General features: G+C 70.2%; 17 protein-coding genes and 1 pseudogene. 3 read left to right on the top strand and 15 right to left on the bottom strand.

Features of this window, described 5'->3' with window-relative positions:
* Nucleotides 1-28 precede the first annotated feature (28 nt).
* The 4 genes from P0Y41_RS03620 to P0Y41_RS03605 form a co-directional block, all read right to left on the bottom strand.
* Nucleotides 29-646 carry a class I SAM-dependent methyltransferase gene (locus P0Y41_RS03620; protein WP_284062614.1) on the bottom strand — a complete coding sequence of 206 codons (618 nt, stop codon included), beginning with the start codon at nt 644-646 and terminating at the stop codon, nt 29-31.
* 106 nt (nt 647-752) lie between these two features.
* Nucleotides 753-1,577: an SDR family NAD(P)-dependent oxidoreductase gene (locus tag P0Y41_RS03615; RefSeq protein WP_284062613.1), complete on the bottom strand. Its 825-nt coding sequence runs from the start codon at nt 1,575-1,577 to the stop codon at nt 753-755.
* A gap of 296 nt (nt 1,578-1,873) precedes the next feature.
* Complete coding sequence (gene dgoD / locus P0Y41_RS03610) at nt 1,874-3,025, bottom strand: galactonate dehydratase (RefSeq protein ID WP_284062612.1); 1,152 nt, start codon at nt 3,023-3,025, stop codon at nt 1,874-1,876.
* Nucleotides 3,026-3,099: 74 nt separating this feature from the next.
* Nucleotides 3,100-3,564: a DUF7988 family protein gene (locus P0Y41_RS03605; protein ID WP_284062611.1), complete on the bottom strand. Its 465-nt coding sequence runs from the start codon at nt 3,562-3,564 to the stop codon at nt 3,100-3,102.
* Between the two features lie 104 nt (nt 3,565-3,668).
* Here P0Y41_RS03605 and P0Y41_RS03600 point away from each other — a divergent pair, with 104 nt between their 5' ends.
* Entirely contained in the window at nt 3,669-3,932 is a 264-nt protein-coding gene (locus tag P0Y41_RS03600) for a BolA family protein (RefSeq protein WP_284063338.1), read from the top strand.
* Nucleotides 3,933-3,967: 35 nt separating this feature from the next.
* Here the strand turns inward: P0Y41_RS03600 and P0Y41_RS03595 are convergent, their stop codons facing one another.
* The 3 genes from P0Y41_RS03595 to P0Y41_RS03585 all read right to left on the bottom strand — a co-directional run bounded on the left by P0Y41_RS03595 (nt 3,968) and on the right by P0Y41_RS03585 (nt 6,028).
* Entirely contained in the window at nt 3,968-4,789 is an 822-nt protein-coding gene (locus P0Y41_RS03595) for an MOSC domain-containing protein (RefSeq protein WP_284062610.1), read from the bottom strand.
* A gap of 160 nt (nt 4,790-4,949) precedes the next feature.
* A complete protein-coding gene (gene psmA / locus P0Y41_RS03590; protein WP_284062609.1) occupies nt 4,950-5,720 on the bottom strand; it encodes an archaeal proteasome endopeptidase complex subunit alpha in 771 nt (256 codons plus the stop codon).
* Complete coding sequence (locus P0Y41_RS03585) at nt 5,717-6,028, bottom strand: hypothetical protein (RefSeq protein ID WP_284062608.1); 312 nt, start codon at nt 6,026-6,028, stop codon at nt 5,717-5,719. The genes psmA and P0Y41_RS03585 overlap by 4 nt, the downstream gene beginning before the upstream one ends.
* Before the next feature lie 12 nt (nt 6,029-6,040).
* Between P0Y41_RS03585 and eif1A the strand changes: the two genes are divergently transcribed.
* Nucleotides 6,041-6,325 carry a translation initiation factor eIF-1A gene (gene eif1A, locus P0Y41_RS03580; protein ID WP_284062607.1) on the top strand — a complete coding sequence of 95 codons (285 nt, stop codon included), beginning with the start codon at nt 6,041-6,043 and terminating at the stop codon, nt 6,323-6,325.
* A gap of 47 nt (nt 6,326-6,372) precedes the next feature.
* On the opposite strand, the gene P0Y41_RS03575 is transcribed toward eif1A, so the two are convergent.
* The 3 genes from P0Y41_RS03575 to P0Y41_RS03565 all read right to left on the bottom strand — a co-directional run bounded on the left by P0Y41_RS03575 (nt 6,373) and on the right by P0Y41_RS03565 (nt 9,123).
* On the bottom strand, nt 6,373-7,107 hold the full coding sequence (locus P0Y41_RS03575) for a PHP domain-containing protein (protein WP_284063337.1): 735 nt from the start codon (nt 7,105-7,107) through the stop codon (nt 6,373-6,375).
* Between the two features lie 316 nt (nt 7,108-7,423).
* On the bottom strand, nt 7,424-8,287 hold the full coding sequence (locus P0Y41_RS03570) for an ADP-ribosylglycohydrolase family protein (protein ID WP_284062606.1): 864 nt from the start codon (nt 8,285-8,287) through the stop codon (nt 7,424-7,426).
* A 77-nt stretch (nt 8,288-8,364) separates the two neighbouring features.
* Nucleotides 8,365-9,123 (bottom strand): GTP cyclohydrolase III, encoded by a 759-nt coding sequence (locus P0Y41_RS03565; RefSeq protein WP_284062605.1) that lies wholly within the window; start codon nt 9,121-9,123, stop codon nt 8,365-8,367.
* A gap of 136 nt (nt 9,124-9,259) precedes the next feature.
* On the opposite strand from P0Y41_RS03565, the gene P0Y41_RS03560 reads away from it, so the two are divergent.
* Nucleotides 9,260-10,093 (top strand): HAD-IIA family hydrolase, encoded by an 834-nt coding sequence (locus P0Y41_RS03560; RefSeq protein ID WP_284062604.1) that lies wholly within the window; start codon nt 9,260-9,262, stop codon nt 10,091-10,093.
* A 332-nt stretch (nt 10,094-10,425) separates the two neighbouring features.
* On the opposite strand, the gene P0Y41_RS03555 is transcribed toward P0Y41_RS03560, so the two are convergent.
* The 5 genes and pseudogenes from P0Y41_RS03555 to malA all read right to left on the bottom strand — a co-directional run bounded on the left by P0Y41_RS03555 (nt 10,426) and on the right by malA (nt 19,183).
* The gene (locus P0Y41_RS03555; RefSeq protein WP_284062603.1) at nt 10,426-10,824 is read right to left on the bottom strand and encodes an OsmC family protein; all 399 of its coding nucleotides are present in this window, start codon (nt 10,822-10,824) and stop codon (nt 10,426-10,428) included.
* 196 nt (nt 10,825-11,020) lie between these two features.
* The gene (locus tag P0Y41_RS03550; RefSeq protein ID WP_284063336.1) at nt 11,021-11,737 is read right to left on the bottom strand and encodes a metal-dependent hydrolase; all 717 of its coding nucleotides are present in this window, start codon (nt 11,735-11,737) and stop codon (nt 11,021-11,023) included.
* 137 nt (nt 11,738-11,874) lie between these two features.
* Nucleotides 11,875-12,345: an NUDIX hydrolase gene (locus P0Y41_RS03545; RefSeq protein ID WP_284062602.1), complete on the bottom strand. Its 471-nt coding sequence runs from the start codon at nt 12,343-12,345 to the stop codon at nt 11,875-11,877.
* A 179-nt stretch (nt 12,346-12,524) separates the two neighbouring features.
* Nucleotides 12,525-17,083 (bottom strand): annotated as a pseudogene (locus P0Y41_RS03540) (DUF7997 domain-containing protein).
* 165 nt (nt 17,084-17,248) lie between these two features.
* Nucleotides 17,249-19,183 (bottom strand): alpha-amylase MalA, encoded by a 1,935-nt coding sequence (gene malA, locus P0Y41_RS03535; RefSeq protein WP_284062601.1) that lies wholly within the window; start codon nt 19,181-19,183, stop codon nt 17,249-17,251.
* Nucleotides 19,184-19,269 lie beyond the last annotated feature (86 nt).

The following is a 19,269-nucleotide window of genomic DNA, read 5'->3' as shown; positions in this document are numbered from 1 at the left end:
GCCGATCTCGTGAACGGTCCGAACGACCCTACGCCAGTTTGAACGCCCGGATCGTGTCCCGTTCCGTCGGCTCCTTCACGACCTGCACGCCGCCTAACTCGGAGAACACGTCCTTCCAGTTGCGGTGGTACAGCGGGAACTCGTCGTTGACGTAGCTCACCTCGGCGCCCTCGCGGCCCCGCTGGGCGCCGTTACCCTCGTTTTCGGCGGTGACGAGCAGGTCCGAGGCGACGCGGACGACCTCCTCGAACACCCACGCGTCCTCGGGGTGGACGTGCTGGAGCGTCTCGACCGAGTACACCGCGTCGAAGGCGTCGTCGTCGAACTCGGAGAGCACGTCCTCGATGGCGCCCGTATGGAACTCGCCGGTCGCCGCGAGCCCGGGGAAGTGCTCTCCCATCACGTCGAACGACTCGCCGTTGATGTCGATGCCGGCGAGTCGGTCGAAGCCGCCGCGTCGGAGGTGTTCGAGATGTCGACCGGAGCCGCAGCCGAGTTCGAGCACTCGCGCGTCGTCGCCGACGTAGAACTCGATCGCCGACCGGACCGCCTCGCTCGTGTCGTCAGGTCCCTTCTCGGCGTAGTAGCGCGGGGAGAAGTCCCCCTCGCGCTCGGCCCAGTCCTCGCGGACTTCGTCGGGGGTCATACCCGCGAGGACGGACTGCGAGCGTAAACCTCCGCCGGAGTCGTTGGCAGCCAGGTCCGCGACAGTCGCACGCGCGGCGGCCGGGGCATCGGCTGTTCGGGACGGCTCACTCCTCGCGGCGCGCTCGGTAGTCCGGGAGGAAGTCGTCCTGCAGCACCGCCGACCGGCCGCCGTCGACGGTGAGGCTCGCGCCGGTGACGAAGCCGGCCTCGTCGCTCGCGAGAAACGCGACCGCGGCGGCGACGTCTTCGGGGGCCCCGATCCGACCGGTCGGGTGGATGCTCGCGAGCTCCTCGCGGCGCTCGTCGTCCATGTGCCCGGTGGTGCGGTCGATGGCGACCCAGCCGGGGTTCACCGTGTTGACCCGCACGTCGGGGCCGAAGTCGATCGCCATCGAGCGAGTCATCCCGTTGATTCCAGCTTTCACGGCGTTGTACGGGAAGATGCTCGGCGTCGTCGCGAACGCGTGGTTGCTGGACATGTTGACGATGGCGCCCTCGTCCATGTGTTCGCGGGCGTGCTTGGCGCACAGCCAGTACGAGCGGAAGTCCGTCTCGAGGACGAAGTTCCAGTCGTCCAACTCGGCCTCGTCGGCGGCCGTGTACGTCTCGACGCCGGCGTTGTTGACGAGCACGTCGAGTCGGCCGAATTCCTCGACGGTGGCCTCGAACAGCGCGGCGATGTCGTCCGGATCGCGCATGTCCGCGCGGACGAAGACCGCGTCGCCGCCGAACTCCTCGATGTCGGCGACAGTCTCGGCGCCGGCGTCCTCGCTGCGCCCCGTGACGACGACCCGCGCCCCTTCGGCCGCGAGTCGGCGGGCGACACCGGCGCCGATCCCGCGGGTGGAGCCGGTGACGACGGCGACGCTGCTCTCGTGTCTCGCTCGCGGGTCGAGTTCGTCGATGGCGGACGTGTCGAGGCTGGTCATCCGTGTGTGGGGTCTCGGTCGGGTACCTTGATGATTTGTTTACGGTCGACTCGCGTCCGCGTCGCGGTCGGTGTCGTCACGAGCGTGACGAACCGCCCGAACGTCCCCCCAGAATCGGACAGGGCAGTCCCACCCCCTCCCCAGCCGACTGCGGTACTCGCCTCACTCCGTTCGGCTGTGTTCCTCATCCTTCGCGCGCGTCCGGCCGGCCCGGAGGCCGGGCGGCACGCGCCACCGAGCGATTCGGAGCCCGGGCGACCCTCGCTATCGACGGAGCGTTCGTCCGACCCGGACGCTCACCACTCGGCGACGCTCCCGTCGGGGCGGCGCCAGACGGGGTTGTGCCAGTCGTCGTGACCGTCGCGCTCGCGGAGCACGTCCTCGTCGACCTCGATGCCGAGCCCCGGGCCGTCGGGCACCGGGACGAACCCGCCCTCGTACTCGAAGACGGAGGGGTCCGCGAGGTAGTCGAGCACGTCGCTCGTCTCGTTGTAGTGGATGTCGAGGCTCTGCTCTTGGATAAGCGCGTTCGGCGCGACGGCGTCGAGTTGGAGACAGGAGGCGAGCGCGACCGGACCGAGCGGGCAGTGGGGCGCGACCGACACGTCGTAGGCGCCGGCCATCGACGCGATCCGGTGACACTCGGTGATGCCGCCCGCGTGGCTCAGGTCCGGCTGGATCACGTCGACCGCGTTCGTCTCTAGAATCTCCTTGAAGTCGGTGCGGTGGAACATGCGCTCGCCGGTGGCGATCGGGGTGCTGGTGCTGGCGGCGATATCGGCGAGCGCGTCGTTGTGCTCGGGCAGCACCGGTTCCTCGATGAAGAACGGGTCGTGCGGTTCGAGCGCGGCCGCGAGCTGTTTGGCCGCAGTCTTGGTCGCTCGGCCGTGGAAGTCCACGCCGATGTCGACCTCGTCGCCGACTGCCTCGCGAACCGTCCGGAGCCGCTCGGCGGCCTGGTGGATCGTGTCCGGGGACTCGACGCGCTCCAGTTCGGGGGTCGCGTTCATTTTCAGCGCGGTGAAGCCGGCGTCGACCTTCTCGGCGGCCGCCTCCGCGACGCCCTCGGGGCGGTCGCCGCCGACCCACTGGTACACCCGGACCCGCTCTCTGACAGGGCCACCCAGCAGTTCGTGGACGGGCGCCCCGAGGTGCTTCCCCTTCAGGTCCCACAGCGCCTGGTCGATCCCCGCGATGGCAGACATGAGGACGGGTCCGCCGCGGTAGAATCCTCCGCGGTACAGTCGTTCCCAGTGGTCCGCGACGGGTGCGGGGTCCTCTCCGATCAGGTACTCCTCGACGAGTTCCTCGACGGCGCCGCGAACGGTGCGCGCGCGCCCCTCGACGACCGGTTCGCCCCACCCGACGGAGCCGTCGGCGCACTCCAGCTTCAGGAACAGCCACCGCGGCGGCACCGCGTACAGTTCGAAGTCGACGATCTCGGTCATGGCGCGTAGTTCCGTGGCCCCCCGCAAAAGTCCGCCGAGGTTCGGGCGACTGGTGGATGACGCCGACGGGTCCGCTATCTGAACTCGACGGTCAGTTCGTCGCGAACGCCGCCCTCAAGCCGACGATAGCGAGGCGCCTCGCCGGCGCGGTCCACCCCGAACACGCGCAGGGAAACGACCAGTCGCCCCGCGTCGGGCAGGGTCGCCCGCACGACCGGCCCGGTCGCGGTCACGACGAGATACGGCGGCGCGGCCACGGGCGACGCCGGGAGAGTGACACCCAGCGCGTCGGCGGCAGTCGCGAGCAGTCCGGGCAGATGGTCGAGCGCGCCGGCGGCCGCCAGCGCCTCGCGCATCGCGGGAACGACGGCGTCGCGGTCGGCCGTCGCCGGCTGGGCGACCGGTGACTCGCGGTCGGTCCACCGGTCGGCGACCGCGTCGGCGACGGCGTCGACGCCGTCCAGCAGCGGCCCGTGTTCGGCCAGCAGTCGCTCGCGGACGACGGCTTCGGGGTCGGTAGGTCCCCCGGGTTCGGTCACGGCCGCCCGGTCGGCGCCGCGCGCCGTAAGCCCACCGGGGCGCCGCGGTGTCGGCCGCCACCGACCGCTTTTTGCCGCGGCGACGCCGACTCCGGGGTATGAGCATGAATCCAGGCGACGTGGAGGCAGCCATCGAGGCCGGCATCGAGGACTGCGAGGCCACTGTCACGACGCCCCGCGCCCCCGATCCCGACCACGAGGACGCCCACTTCGCGGCCGTCGTCGTCTCCCCCGCCTTCGAGGGGAAGTCGCTGGTCCAGCAGCACGAATTGGTGTACGACGCCGTCGGCGACGCGATGACGCGGGAGGTCCACGCGCTGGAGATCAAGACCTACACGCCCGAGGAGTACGAGGAGCACCGCGAGTAGGGCCGGGACAGTCCCAGCGGCGCGACGGCGATCGGCTACTCGTGTTCGACGCCGAGGAGTCGCACGCCGTCGCCGACGTGAAGGCGCTCGCCCGCGCTGTCCGAGGGAACGACGGTGTTCACCATCAGCCGGAAGCCGTGATCGAAGCGCCCCCCGCCGCTCCAGTCGGGCATCGTCGCCTCGCGCTTCCGGATGAAGCGCGCGCGGAAGTCGTCGAACTCCTCCCCGGTGTCGGGGTCGCGCGAGGGGACCACGCAGCGCTGACAGGGGTTCACGCCGAGCAGCTCTGCGTCGCCGGCGCGGAACCGGACGCGCTCCCCCAGTTCGGCGACGAGGCGGTCCTCGAAGAACGCCTCGTCGCTCGCGAGCTCGACGTTCGCGCGGAGGCGCCGGCGCATCGAGTCGACCGTCACGCCGTCGAACCACGAGGCGACCTCGCGGAGCGTTCCCGTCGAAATCACCGTCGGCCCGGGGAGCTCCGTGTCGTCCGGGTAGCCGCCGTCTCGATCGCTCACCAGCGACACGCCGTACCCGAGAAACGACCCCAGCCACGTCTCGATCCCGTCCCGGTCGTCGTCGAGATGGTAGCGGGCGGCGTCGGGCGCGTCGACGTCGTGCGGGGCCGCGAGCCGGACGGTCCGGGCCCCGAGGTCGACGTCCGCGGACACGCGGTGGATCCGCCGCTCGTTCTTTCCGTTCACGTAGTCGCCGTCGGCGTCGAGCAGCGCGAACTCGCGGTCCGGGGCGAGCCCGCCGTCCGGGGCCAGCGCGGCGGCCTCAACGTCGACTCCGTCGAGCGACTTGATCGGGAACACGCGGATCCGATCGAGCGTCGTCGCGGCCGCGTCGTCGGTCATGGCCCGGGGTACGACGGCGGCGCCGTTGAATCGACCGGTCGGCGACGGCCGCGCCGCCGCGCTCGACAGGGCGATTCAACGGCGCCGTCGCTGTCGTCGCGCGGATCGAAACGGGAGAATCCGAGCCGGACTGCGTCGCCGTCGGCCCGCCGAGGGCGCGTTACTCTTCGGTTTCCGCGTCGTCGTCGTCGCCGTCCCCGTCTGCCGCATCCTCGACGTCCAGATCGAGGCCCTCGACGAGGTCGTCGATCTCGTCGGCCGTGAACGCCGCGTACCCGTCCTCGGAGACCGTCGCGAGCGAGACGTCGTTCGCGGTGAGCTCGTCGTTGATCCCGAACAGCGCGCGCAGCGCGAGCTCGATCCCGTCGTCGAGCGTGAGATCTTCGTTCCACTCGTCTTCCAGCAGCTCTTGGATCTCCTGGCGGGAACCGCCGATGGCGGTCGCCTTCCACTCGTGGGGCGTCCCCGAGGGGTCGGCGCCGAACAGGCGCGGCTCGCCGTTCTCGAAGCCGCCGATGAGGAGGGCAGCGCCGTACGGCCGGGTGCCGCCGCGCTGCGTGTTCTCCTGGATGTGGTCGGTGATGTACTTCGTCAGCGTCTCGACCCCGACAGGCTCCTTGAACCGCAGGCGGTTGCCCTGGGCCATCCGGCGGGCGTAGTCGATGAGCTGGCGGGCGTCGGCGACGTGGCCGGCGCTGGCGGTGCCGACGTGGTCGTCGAGCTTGTGGAGCTTCTCGATTGACTCCGACTCCATCAGGCTGGAGGACGCCTGCGCCTGCGCGGCGAGGACGACGCCCTCGCTCGTGCGGACGCCGACGGAGGGAGCGCCCCGAGAGACGGCCTCCCGGGCGTACTCGACCTGGTAGATCCGACCGTCGGGCGAGAACAGCGACGTGCCGCGGTCGTACGCCTGCTGGTCGTTACCCCTCATCGGCCACCACCGACGTGAATCGTCGTCGCGAGTGCGGTCATCGCTGCACGGTATGGGTCCACGCCGGAAAAAGCCTCCCTAAGCGGAGCGTCCGTCTCTGCGGAGAAACCGAGCGACGCGACGGCCGACCCGCTGACCGCCGCCCGCCTTGGTGGCGGACCGTCCCGTTCGCCGGCGCGATCGAGTCGGCGACAGTTCACAGATCGGCGACGGCGATCGACGGATCGGCCGCGGCGGTCGGGCGACAGCGGCGTCCGGCGGTCGGTCGCGGCGCTGAGCAAATACACGTACTTATCCCACTCGGTCACCAATCGGCGGCCATGAGCGACGACACAGGAAATCGGAAGCCACTCAGGATGCCCGACGACGACCAGGTGTTCGCCACCGTCACCGACATGCTCGGCGGCCGGCGAGTCACCCTCCGCTGTGCAGACGGCAAGGAGCGCATGGGCCGCATTCCCGGCCGGATGCGCTTCCGAACGTGGGTGAAAGAGGGCGACATCATCATCGCCGAGCCGTGGGACTGGCAAGACGAGAAGGCCGAGGTCGTCTGGCGCTACGAGTCCGACGACGCCCAGCAGCTCCGCGAAGAAGGCCACATCTAATACCGGTACCGCGACGGCTTCTCCTCGGATTCTCCGCTCTCTTCGAGCTACTCGTCCATCACTCGCACCGGCTCCAGCCCTCGCTCTGCCAGCGTCGCCTCGATCTGCTCGACGCAGGGCGCGATGGTGTCTGGCTGGTGGCTGTCCGTCCCCACCGTGACGCCGACGCCGTGGTCTGCCAGCGCGTCGAGGAACCCGGGCGCCGGGTGGAGACTGCCGCCGTCCTCGAGCGCGCGACCGGCGTTGAGTTCGGGGACCGTTCGCGACTCGGCGAACGCCGCGGCGGCGCGCTCGTAGTGGTCTTCGGTCGCCAGCCCGCGCAGGGCGGGGTTCCGCTCCACGAGGTCCGGGTGGGCCGCGATCTCGAACAGTTCGGAGTCGGCGAGCGCGACGAGCTTCTCGAAGTACTCGTCGACGAGCGCGCGCCGCTTCGATTCGGACTTCTCCGCGAAGTACTCCCGGGTGTGCACGTTCACGTCCTCCAGGTCGTGAACGCTCCCGATCGCATAGTCGAACGCCGCCTCGTCGAGGAACGCCTCGATCGCGGCCTCGTCGCGGGGCTCGTAGTCCATCTCCACGGCGTCGAACAGCCGCACGTCGACGCGGTCGCGGAGTCGCTCGATCGCGTCACGGCGACGCTCGTACGTGAGATCGAGGTTGAATCCCATCTCCCGGCGGTAGCGGTCCTCCGCGTCCTCCGCAGAGACGATACAGTGGTCGGCGATACCGAGCCCCGACAGCCCGGCCTCCGCCGCGGCCCGCGCCATGAACTCGATGAACATCCCGTCGGAGTACGTCGAGTGGACGTGGTAATCGTGTTTCACGACAACCCAGACGACAGGTCCCCTCACGAATGTTTTGTGTCCGTGCTACGGCTCCCCACCGAGGACGCTCAGCCGGGGAGGCCGGCAGTTCGAGGTGGAACCACCGAGCCGTCGCTGGCGGAGAGCGGGCGTCCTGCCAGGGTTCCCCGTGTCGCCACCGGCGTGTGGGAGTCGCGTGCGGCTGAATCGACGGTGTAGGCGGCGGCGACAATGCAGGCGGCAGCGACAGCACCGTCGGCGGTGCCGTCGGAGATCACCTCCGACACCTCGCGAGTCAGCGGGTTCGCGCGATCTCGGTGAGCGAAGCCCCGAGCGAACGGACATCCGGCGACTCATCGAGTTCGTTCACCCACCGCGCCGGGATCGCGTCCTCACCGAAGCGAGCTCCCGAGACCGCACCCGCGACCGCGCCGAGCGTGCTCGCGTGCCCGCCGCGACTAACCGCCGAGACGATGGCTTCCTCCGCGTCGGCGGCGGCGACGGCCTCGTGTAGGGCCGTCTCGAACAGCGCCGACTGGTCACCGCGCGCGTCGATGGTGACGGCACCACGGTCGCCCACGACGGCCAACGTCTCGCGAAGTGCCACCGGCGAGCCCCGATCCACCGCGACGCCCATCGCCGTCGATACCGCGTTCTCGACGGACGCACCGCCGATGAGCTCGCCGATAATCGTCGCGAGCGCGGCGCACGTCTCCGCCGCCGGGTCGTCGGCGGTCGCACGCTCGACACGGGTCGTCGCGGCCGCCGCCAGCGCGGCTCGGTCGGCGGCGGTCGCGTCGACGAGTCCGTACGGAACCGCAGCGGCCAGCAGCGTACCGGGATGAGCGGCCGGCTCTGGCGGAATTGCCCCGCCCGAGGCGGCACCGGTACTGATCGCCTGCTGGTCGTCGCGACGGAGGAGCCGGTCGGCGACGGCGACAGCCGCCGCTGTGGGTTCGGTGGTCGTGCCGGCCGGTCGACCGTCGGCGCCGAGCTGTTCGGTCACGCGGCCGTATCGGTCGCGGACGGCGGCGCCGGCGTCGCCGTCGACGGGTCGGCCGAGCGCGTCGCCGCAGGCCAGTCCGAGCAGGCACCCGCGGGCGCGAGCCCGGGAGTCGACCGCCCGGTCGCCGGGCCGATCGGATCCCGTGTTGGTCATCGTCGACTGTTCGACGGGCGAGAAGACAAACGTGTCGCAGCGCCGCGGGGCCGGGCCCAGCGATCGGCGACGGTCTCTCAGGCGAATTCGACGAGCGTCCCCTCGTAGCGACAGTCCTCGAGGGCGTGTTTCGCCGCGTAGCCGGCCTCATGGGGCGACTCGCCGGATCCGACCCCGACCTTGAGCTGGACGTCCACGTCGTCGGCGACGTGATCGATCGCGCCCATGTACTCGTCGTAGGTGAGGTCCGGACAGACGGCGATGACGTTGTCGCCGCCGACGAAGAACGAGAGGGCGCCGTGCTCCTCGCGCATGTACTTCATGAGCGAGGCGTAGCCGTGCTCGATGTTGATGAACGAGTCGAACTCGTTGAGTCGGTCGGTGTACTTGCCCGTCGCGTCGTTCACGTCGAAGTGCGCGATGTGAACGTCGCCGTCGTCGGCGCCCTCGGGGTCACGGAACTCCCCCGCGAGCGCCTCGCTCCGGTCCGACGACTGGGCGGAGCCGGCCGCCTGCACGCGCTCGGTCGCCGTCTCCAGGGCGTCGATCGGCACCCCGTCGACGCCGACGCCGAGGCTCACGGTGACGGGGAACCGGTTCCCCACGGACTCTTGGAGGAGTTCGTGGTCCCGGCGGTCGAGGCCGTTCGTCACCGCGACCATGTTGTCGAACCGGGTGAAGAAGACGTAGCCCCCTCGGTTGCCGATGTACTGTGCCATGTCCGCGAACAGGCGCGACTGGAGCGTCTGGAGATCCATCTCCCGGCGGGGCTCCGGCGTCACGGTCCACGGGCCGTAGTTGTCGATCTGAACCAGCGTCAACTGCGCGGCGGTCACTGTACCCGAACCCCAGGGGCGACGACACATACGCGTTACCGTTCCCGGATCTGTGACGCGCGCTCGTCCGGGCGACCGTTGAGGTCGCCGCCGCGGCGGGCGATGCGTTCAACACCGTTGCGCACCACCGACGACTGTGAGACGAGGGGTCGTGCTCGACGTCGACGGAACGGTCGTACGCGGGCGTGACGCGCTGCCGGGTGCGCCGGAGGCCGTCAACCAACTGCGCGCGGCCGGCGTCGACGTCTGCTTCTGCTCGAACAACCCGACGAAGGCGCCCTCGGCGTACGTCGACCGGCTCGCGGCCGCCGGTATCGACGCCGACGCCGGTGAGGTGGTCACCGCCGCCGATAGCACCGTCGCGTACCTCCGCGAGCACCACTCGGACGACGCGCTGTACGTCCTCGGTGAGCGGGGACTGATCGAGCAACTGGAGGCGGCCGGGCTGGCGGTGGCGAGCGATCGCACCGACGCGGACGCCGGCGTCGTCTCAATCGACCGTTCGTTCGACTACGACGACCTCGCGCAAGCGTTGGCCGTCCTCGACGACGGGACGCCGTACGTCGGCACCGACCCGGACCGGGTCATCCCCGGGCCCGACTCGTTCGTCCCCGGTTCCGGCGCGGTGCTCAACGCCGTCTGTGGCGTCCTCGACCACGACCCAGAGGCGGTGCTCGGGAAGCCGTCCGCGACCGCCTGCGACTTGGTTCTCGACGCGCTCGGGCACGCGCCCGAGGACTGTCTCGTCGTCGGCGACCGCCTCGACACGGACATCGCCCTCGGCGCCGACGCCGGGATGACAACCGCGCTCGTCCTCACGGGCGTCACCGACCGCGACGAGGTAACCGACTCGCCGTATGCCCCCGACTACGTGCTCGAGTCGCTCGATGATCTCCCTGACGTGGTCGGCGCGGACGCGGTTACGGATCCGGGTCGGGACGCGGGTGCTGGCGGAGAGCGGAGCCGCTGAGCCCGTGAGGAGGCCAGTGGCTGCGGCTATCGTGTGTGGTACTGTCTGACGAAGATTTATACGCGATGATGTGGTACACGTTAGCATGGAAGAGCGCGACTCACCGTACGTCTTCCGTGACGAGCCGGACGACCCCGTCGGGGGGGACCAGCGACGCGACCGACGAAGAGGTCGTGATCATCGACGGCCGCGCGATGACGTACCGATCCTACCGCGGCGACGACATCCGTCGCTGAGTCCGCAGGCGGCGCGAACTCGTCGCGTCCGATCTCAGACGGTCGGGTTCGAAAAAAAAAAAAAAAAACGGAACGCTCGCGAGCGGCCGCGCGGCCTCAGAAGGCGCCGGCGTGCGCCGTGATGTCGGCGTGAAGCCCCTCGCGCAGCGCCGAGTGGACGTGACAGATGCCCTCGGCGCGCTCGACGATGTCGTCGAGCGTCTCGTCGTCGACCTCGGCTTCGACGTGGATGTCGAAGCGGATCGCGGCGAGGTCGTCGTCGTCGTCGAGGTCCGCCTCGGCGTCGATCTGAACCTTCCCGAGGTCGTCGTGTCCGCGCTGCTGTCCGCCCACGCGGAAGGCGGGCAGGAAGCAGGAGGCGTAGTCGGCCACCAGTACCGAGTTGGGGTCAGGGCCGTCTTCGCCCAGCGCGTCGATGGTCAGCGAGAAGTCGCCGACCTCGCTCGTGCTCGTGAAGCCCTCTTCGCTGACGGTAGAAGTCTCGATGTCGGACATATGCGTTCGATCAGTCGGCTCCTCGGTGCCTAAACCTTGTTACTGCGGTGTGTGATCAGTGCTCACGAAAATGTTCGCCGCCGGCTGACGGGTCGCCCGACGGGCGCGGCGACGCACTCATGCGGGATGAACGCGAGCGAGGAATCCCTGTCCCCCGTCCGCTGGGCGACGCGGATGGCGAGTCGGGCGCCGCCGACTACTCGCCGATCGTGAACGTCTCGTCACCGTCGAGGACGACCGGCTCGGCGTCGCTGCCGGTCGCGCGCACCTCGCGAGCGAAGTCGTCCGTGTCGATCTCGATCGGCGGGAACGTGTCGTAGTGCATGGGGAACGCGTAGTCGACGTCGAGCCAGTCGACGGCGATGGCCGCCTGCGCCGGGCCCATGGTGAAGTGATCGCCCACGGGCACCGCCGCCGCGTCGGGCTCGAGGAACGGCGCGGTCACGTCGCGCATCTCGGTCATGAGCGCCGTGTCGCCGGCGTGGTAGAAGGTCGTGCTGTCGGGGTCGGCCTCCTGGGTCGGCTTCGTCTCGGAGACGACGTAGCCCGCGGGCATACCGCCGGAGGCGCCGTAGCCGGTGTCGAGCCCGTTCGTGTGGTCCGCGCGGACCATCGTCACGAACGCGTCGCCCAGTTCCACGGTGCCGCCGAGGTTCATCCCCGTCGTGTCCTCGACGCCGTACTCGTCGGTCACGTAGCCCGTGACCTCGGGCGTCCCGACGACGTGCGCGTCGCGGAAGCGGTCCACGTCGGCGATGTGGTCGGCGTGGCCGTGCGTGAGGAGCACGTGGTCGGGGTCGAGCTCCTCGGGGTCGGTGTCGGTGTGCGGGTTGTCGAAGAACGGGTCGATCAGAAGCGTCGTGTCTTCGATCTCGACGAGCCAGGTGGAGTGACCGTACCAGGTGAGGTCCATGGGTGTCATGCACCCGTGTGTTCGGCCGAATTACACATAAATCCGTTCGCCGGCTGCGGAACGCGACAACGGAGCCGGGCCGTCCCGGCGGACTCGGCCGGCCGATCGACCGGTCGATCAGTCGATCGGTTCGCCGGTCAGTCGGCCGCCTCGGCTACGTCGCGGGCGCCGGCGAGGCCGGGGAGGCTGTGGAGGTAGTCGTCGAGCGACAGCGCGAACGCCCGGTCGCGCGCCTCGTCGATGTCGATCCACGAGAACTCGAACTCGCTGCCGTGCTCCTCCCCGCCGTCGCTGACGACATGCGTCCAGCGGTCGCGCGGTTCGTGGACGCGAGCGTGGAAGAAGTGACGCACGTACGCCTTCGGCGGCGACTCGCGCCGGTTCCACACGTCCGTCGCCACTTTGTCGACGTTCGCCAGCGTCGCCAGCCCGCTCTCCTCGCGCACCTCGCGAAACACAGCCGTACGCGGTCGTTCGCCCTCTTCGATCGTCCCCTTCGGGATCTGAAGCCCGTCGTGTCCGGGACCCTCGAACACCAACAACTGGGAACGGCCGCGGGTGATGTACGCGCACGCCTTCCCGACGTACGTCGTCTCCGATCCAGTCATGTTTCGTGGTTGGCTAATTCGTTGGTAAAGGTACCCCTGGTGTTGTATAATGACGTACTAGGTACACTGACTCTCCGAACCGACACCTGCCGCGGTCGACGAGCGAGCCGACTGCACCCGAGTCGGCCGGTTACGTCGCCGGGACCGACCTATCGCGCGCAGATCGGGGACCGGCGCGCTCAGACGGTGAACCGGGTGACCGTGGTCGCAGCCGTCTCCAGGTCGGCGTCGCTGGCGGCGGCGACGGTAATGTCGTTTTCGCCGTACCCGATGTCGAGCGTCGCCTCGAAGCCGCCGTCCTCGGGGGCGACGACCGCCGAGTCGACGGGCGTCGTCACCGCCACGCGCGCGCCGGTCGTCTCGCCGGAGACGACGACGGAGTTGCCCTGGAAGTTCGTGTCGACGCGAAGGGCGGGCTTCGCGTCGCTGTCGTGGAGGCGGCGGTCGAGGAAGCGCTCGCGGACGAACGCCGGGGTCTCGACGGGCTCACCGGCGTCGACCCCGTGTGCGAGGCGGACGAACTGCGCCATCGACCACGCCAGCGGCGTCGCGCTCCCGGTCCCTTCGCCGTACCCCCAGTCGTACTCGGTCCGGTAGTCGCGGTCCCAGACCTGTTCTGCGATCATCCGACCGGAGTTGGCGAACCGCTGCATCGTTCTCAGCAGGGCCTCGGGGTCCAACTCCGGCTCGCGGTCCGTCTCGGCGGCGTCGGCGCGGAGTTCGTACTCGCCGCGCTCGCCGGTTAGGAGCGGCCACAGCCGACCCTTCCCGTGGTTTTCGACCGACCACGGGGCGCCCACGTCGCCCTCGTCGCGCTCGCCGTAGCCGTCGCCGTTGTAGCGGTAGAAGGCGACGCCGGCGGGCAGGTCGACGCGGATCGTGTCGTCGACCTCGCGGACGGAGTTGCGCACCGTCTCGTCGTCCCACGGCTTGATCCCCAGACGCACGAGTTCCAGGAACCCCGCGTCGATGACGTCGCGCTCGTCGAGGCGCGGGCCGTCGTTCGCAAGCGTCCGGAGGTGACCCGCCTCGGGGTCACCGTCGCGGGTGACGCGGACGTAGTACGGCGTGTGCGTGTGGCGGGCGGTTCCGGACTCCGTGGCGGTCCACGTCTCGACCTCGTCGGTCCAGCGGTCGGCCAGCGCGAGCCATACGAGCGCGTTCGCTTCGTCGCCGGCTTCGATGGCGAGTTTCCCCGCGGACGTCAGCCCGGCGATCTCGGCGGCGATCGACGACGGCGAGTAGCCGGCCTCCTCCTCCCAGCGCTCCTGCCCGCTGTCGGGACCGTTGCGGGCGACGTAGTCGGCCGACCGGCGGACGTGCTCGAAGTCGTACAGCGTGTCCTCGAAGTCGACGCCCGCCTCCCACAGCTGGTAGGCCATCACCGCCGGGAACGAGATGTTGTCCATCTGCTCGCCGCCCCAGCGGGTGATGCCGTTGAGGTAGGTGTTCTGCGGGATGAACCCGTCTTCGTCCTGTTGGAACTCGTAGATGTACTCCAGTTGGTTGACGGCCGTCCCGAGATCGCCGGTGAGCAGCGACGCGGTGAACACCTGATACAGGTCACGCGCCCACACGAAGTTGTAGCCGTACCCCTTCTGTTCGTCGGCGTGGACCGCCTCGCCCCACGGCACCGACGGCGACGCCACCGAGGCGCCGTGGTACGTCTTGTCTTCGACGGCGCGCAGCGACATCAGCGCCGTCCGGTACTGGTTCGCGAGTTCGTCGTCGCCGGCGACGGAGTCCGGCAGGGGTCGGTCCGCGAGGAACGCCTGCCACGACTCGCGGTAAGCCCCCGCGACCTCGTCGAACCCGGTCGCGAGCGATCCCACGGCCTCGCCGAGCGCCGCGGAGGCGTCTGCCTGCCGCGCGAATCCGAGCGAGAGCGTCTCGCTCGCGTGCCTGCCGGAGCCGAGGCGACCCACGAGGACGACGTTGTCGTCGTCGATCGACGAGCGGGTCCGCGGCACTTCCCCGGTGGCGAACAGCGCCGCGAGTTCGTCGCTGCCGGCGGCGCAGACCGTCGCCCAGTCGAAGCGGTCGGCCGTCGCCATCGCGACGGCAACGGAGTAGCCGTTGCCGTCCTCGTCGACGAGGCGTTCGTCGCCGCGCTCGCCGGTGTAGGCGCCGGCGTCGCGTGCGACGAGGTGGTGACTCCCCGGCTGGCCCAGTCGCAGCCCGCGGTCGCGCGTGCCGGTGTTCGTCAGCGCCGCGTCCGCGGCCGCGAACACGTGGTACTCGCCGGCGTCGCCGGCGCGGAAGTCCACGTCCGCGACGAGCGCGTCGTGGTCCGGGTCGACTGCGTATTCGACGCGCAGCTCCCACTCGTGGCCGCGACCGTCGCCCGTCTCGGCGATCACGTGCTCGTACGCGAGCGCGTCGTCGGCGACCGGGCGAACGCGCCGCTCGACGGTGTCCTCCTCGTCGCGTTGGCCCTCGACGTGCGTGCGAACGGTGTAGTCGTCGTCCGCCGCCGAGACGATGAAATCCAGCGTGCGCAGGTTCATCAGGTCCACGCGGGGGAACCGGACCTCCGTGAGCGCGCCTTCGGTCAGGGTGAACCAGACGCGCGAGGCGTCGGGCTCGCCGTGGTCTGCGGTGGTGCCGACCCCGAACTTCTCGCCGGTCGTCCACCGGGGCCGGTCGGTGGGCGCCGACGGCGCCGCCGCCGCGCTGGGCAGGGCGTCGCGCTCGGCGAGCGTGGCCGTCACGCCCAGGCGGAAGCAGTGGGCGTACCCCAACGGCGTCGCGCTGTCGGGCGTGCCGTCGTCGTACCACTGCTCCGGGAGGTATCCCATCCGGGTCGTCAACGGCCCGCCGTCCTCCAGCAGGCCGTACAGCGTCGACGCGCGGTCGAGCAGCCACACGCCGGTCTGCTCGCGGCCGCGGTCACACAACAGCGCCCCGAGCGTCGCGGCGCCGCCCGCGCCCATCGCGGTCGCGAGCGTCCACACCTTTTCGCCGTCCTGCCCGTCGGTCCGCCACTCGTCGCCCTCGTAGCGGATCAGCCCTTCGACGGCCGACTCGCTCGGATCGCGGTGCAGTCCCTCCAGCGACGACCGCACGTGGTCGGCCACCCGGTCCACGTCGTCGCTCGCGACGTGGATCCCGTCGACCGCGTCGACGGCCGCGAGGGCGTCGACGACCGCGAACGTCGACGCGTCCAAGCGGTCGTCCTGGTCGCCGCCGACGAGTCGGACCGCGTACGTGCCGCGCTCCTCGTCCCACAGCGCGTCGAGCGCGTCGAAGGTCTCCTCGGCGGCCGCCCGCCCGCGCTCGCGGAGCGCGTCGCTCACCGGGGCCCGCGCGACGGCGGCGTACGCCTCGACGAACGTCGCGGCGGTGTGGGCGAACCGCCCCGACATGTCCTCCCAGAGGTTCTGACAGCGCCGCGGAAGGCCGTCTCCGTCGCGGGCGTCGTCGAGCGCGTCGACGCCGGCGGCGACGCTCTCTCGGATCTGCCGCTCGTCGTCGGCCGACAGCGCGTCGCCGTGCTCGCGCAGCAGCGTCGCGAGGTACGCGACGGTGATCGCGGTTTGGTCGGCCTGGTACTCGTCCGAGTCGCGGCGCCCCTCGACGCGCGCGTTGGCCCATCCGGGCGCCAGCGAGCCGTCGACGGCCCACACACGGTGGGGCCACGAGCCGTCCGACTGCTGTGTCTCGCAGTAGAACCGCGCGCTTTTCGCGAGGGTCTCGGTGTCCAGATCCAGCCCGAGCGGTTCATCGGCCGCCAGTAGCTGTTGGGAGATCCGAGCGTCATCGCGGAACCAGGTGTAGCCGTAGCCCCCGGAGTTACGGAAGAACGGGTCGAACTCCGGGCCGGCGATCCGCCCGCCGCTGGGCGCCTCCAGTAGGGTCAGCGCCCGCATGTCGGCGCGGACCGTCCCCGCCTCGGGCCGTCGGCGGCGACCGAGACGGCGGCGCGCTCGCGCGCGACGGTCCGAAGCTCGTCGGCGTCGGCGTGGTCGATCGCGCATTCGCGGATCTCGTCGAGCGCGTGTTCGCGGTCCGTGTCGCCGTCGGTCAGCGTGGTCACGACCGTCGTCCGGAGCCCGCGACCCGCCCGTTCTAGCGGAGCTGTGACCACCACGTCGCCGCTGAGGTGGGTGTCCTCGTAGCGGTTCAACGCGCCCTCGCGGGGGAGTGCGACCGGGTCCGGGTCCAGGAGTTCCTCGAACCGCTCCGGAATCTGCGCGCGCACGTCCTCGAGGCCCGTGGAGGCGGTGACGAAGTCGTGTTCCTCGCGGTGGAACACCTCCACCGCGTCGCCGTCGACGGGGCCGGCGCCTTCGTGGATGAGCCGACCGACGCGCGTCTCTTGGCCCTCCGGCGCGAGGGTGAGGAAGGCGACCAGGTGCGCTTCCGGCGGGATCGACCCGCGCAGTTCGACGTGGGTGACGTGTTCGCGCCCGAGCGTGAGGTCGTACTGGTGGACGGTGAACGCGCCGGCGTCGTACTCCGTCTCGACGAGCGTCGTCTCGCGGTAGTAGTGTTGGCGGACCGTCTCCAGTTCGTCGAACCAGTACGTTCGTTCGCCGGTCTCGATACCGAACCGGGAGCGGTCGATGCCCGAAAGACCGGACAGCGCCGACGAGAAGTCGCGGATACCGCCCGTCGGGGCGACGTGAACCAATCGTTCGCCGCGTCCGGACAGCGCGCCGTGGACGGTGCTCGCGGTACCGGCCGAGCCGTGTTCCCGGTCGCGCTTATAGTCGTTGAGTGCCGTTCGCAGCCGCATTCACCCGTGAAACAACTCGCGTGGTTAAAGTCTCCGCGGTACGTGAGCAGTCCACACTCCCCGGGTGGCCAGCGTCCGGCTGTCGCCACGTGCAACTGTCAGACCGCGGCCGTCAGACCACCGCGGTCGGACCACGGCCGTCGGCTCCGAAGACAGCTGGGGTGGTTATCCGTGGACGGGGACGACGATCACGTCATCGACGGTCACGGTTCCGTCGTCCGCTCCGACCGCCTCGCCGGTCACGATGTCGTCCCCGCCGACGGCGACGTCGAGGTCGACTGTAGCCGCCCCCGAGGCGAAGTTGAGCGCGACGACGACCGCCTCACCGTCGGCCCCCTCGCGGCGGTAGGCGACAACGGAGTCCACCTCGCCCTCTTGGACTGCGTAGTCGATGCGCGACAGCGCCGCGCGGTGCTGGAGTGCGGGGTGTTCGTCGCGGACGGCGAGCAGTCGGCGGTAGTGCTCGGTGAGGTCCTCGCGGGCGTTCTCATAGTCCAACCGGTCACGGCGCCCGAGCTGGCCGGTCTCTTGACCGGCGTACACCATGGGTGCGCCCGGCAGCGTCGCCAGCGCCCCCGCGGCCGCAAACGCCGCGGGCTCGCCGTAGGAGGCGAGGTATCGAGGCTCGTCGTGGTTCTCGTGGTACAGCATGAACGAGGCGTGGTCCGGGAAGCCGACCCGGCGACGCTCGTCGACGGCGTCGAGGATGGCCTCGGCGGGCTGATTCCCGTCGCCGACCTCTCGGAGCGTGAACGCGGTCGTCGAGTCGAAGTGCATGTCGAAGAGCCCGGCCTGAAAGTCCGGGATGTACGGGATCGTCTCGTCCAGCAGGAAGAACTCCGACTCGTGCGCCTTCACGCGGTCGCGCACCTCGCGCCAGAACCCGTCCGGGACCGCCCACGCCATGTCGCAGCGGAAGCCGTCGACCAGCGGCGCCCACTCGTCGACGGCGTCGAGGAGGTGGCGACGCACGGCGAGCGTCGAGAAGTCGAAGTTGGCGATCAGCTCCCAGTCGAAGTACGTCCCGGGCTCGCCGTTCTCCTGCCACTCGTACCAGTCGTAGTACTCGCTGTCGGGGCTCCCGTAGGCGTCTTGGAAGAACGGGTGGTCGCGCGCGGAGTGGTTGCACACGAGATCGAACAGGACGCGCATGCCACGGTCGTGGGCGGCGTCGATCAGCGCTTGATACTCCTCGCGCCCGCCGAGGTCCGACGCGATCGCAAAGAAGTCGGTGATGTTGTAGCCGTGCGGGGCGCCGTCGTGTTGGAGAACGGGCGTGAGCCACAGCGTGTCGATGCCCAAGGCGTCGAGTTCGTCGAGGCGCTCGCAGATCGCCGCGAACTGCGAGCGGTCGCGGTCGGCGTCCGCGAACGTGCGCACGTACACCTCGTAGATGGTCGAATCGAGCGCCCACGACGGCGGGTCGTACGGTCTGTCGACGACGACGTCGTCGCCCGACCGCCGCACGTCGACGGCGTCGGGCACGCCGTACGCGTCGTCGGTGACGGGGACGGCGTACACCCGAACCCGCTCCGGGAGCGCCGAGCGAGCGACCGTGAGCGTCTGTCCCTCGACGGTCACGTCGGACTCGTCGAGGGCGTCGCGGTCGTCCAGCAGGAACTCGACGCCGGTCCCGGACGCCGGCTCGACTCGCGCGTCGATCCTGACCTCCGCGTCGTCGACGACGGTCTCGAGCCGGATTCGGGGGCGTTCTGGTTCCGCTCCGCCGCCGACGCCGTCCGGGGTCCGCGCGGACCCGCCCGCGGACCCGGACCCTCCGTCCGCCTGATCTCCCGCGTGCTCGTCGCCGCCGGCGTCGCCGCTCGCGGAGCGACCCGCGCCGACGCTCGGACTGGTCTCCTCGGCGAACGCCCGTACGGTCAGATCGTGGGTCGCTCCGCCGCCAGTGAGTCGAAGCAGGTACCGCCCCGGGACGTCGGGCTCGAACCACTGGACGGCCTCGTCGCCGGTCTCAGCTGTCGAGCCGGCCGGTGCGGTAACGACGCTCCAGTCGTACGCTACGCTCGGGTCGGGATCGCGCGGCGCGAGTTCCACGGCCTCGCCCGCCGCGCAGACACGCGGTTGTCCCGGATGTTCCATGGCAGGTCGCTTGTGCGGTAGTGGTTTCGCTCTTTCGCCGACGGTCAGTCCGATGCGGAGAGCCCCCGGTCGCGGGGAACCGCTAA

The organism is Halobaculum halobium, from assembly GCF_030127145.1.
Taxonomy (GTDB): Archaea; Halobacteriota; Halobacteria; order Halobacteriales; family Haloferacaceae; genus Halobaculum; species Halobaculum halobium.
Note: the sequence above shows the minus strand (reverse complement) of the source record. Positions and strands in the feature narration are given on the sequence as shown.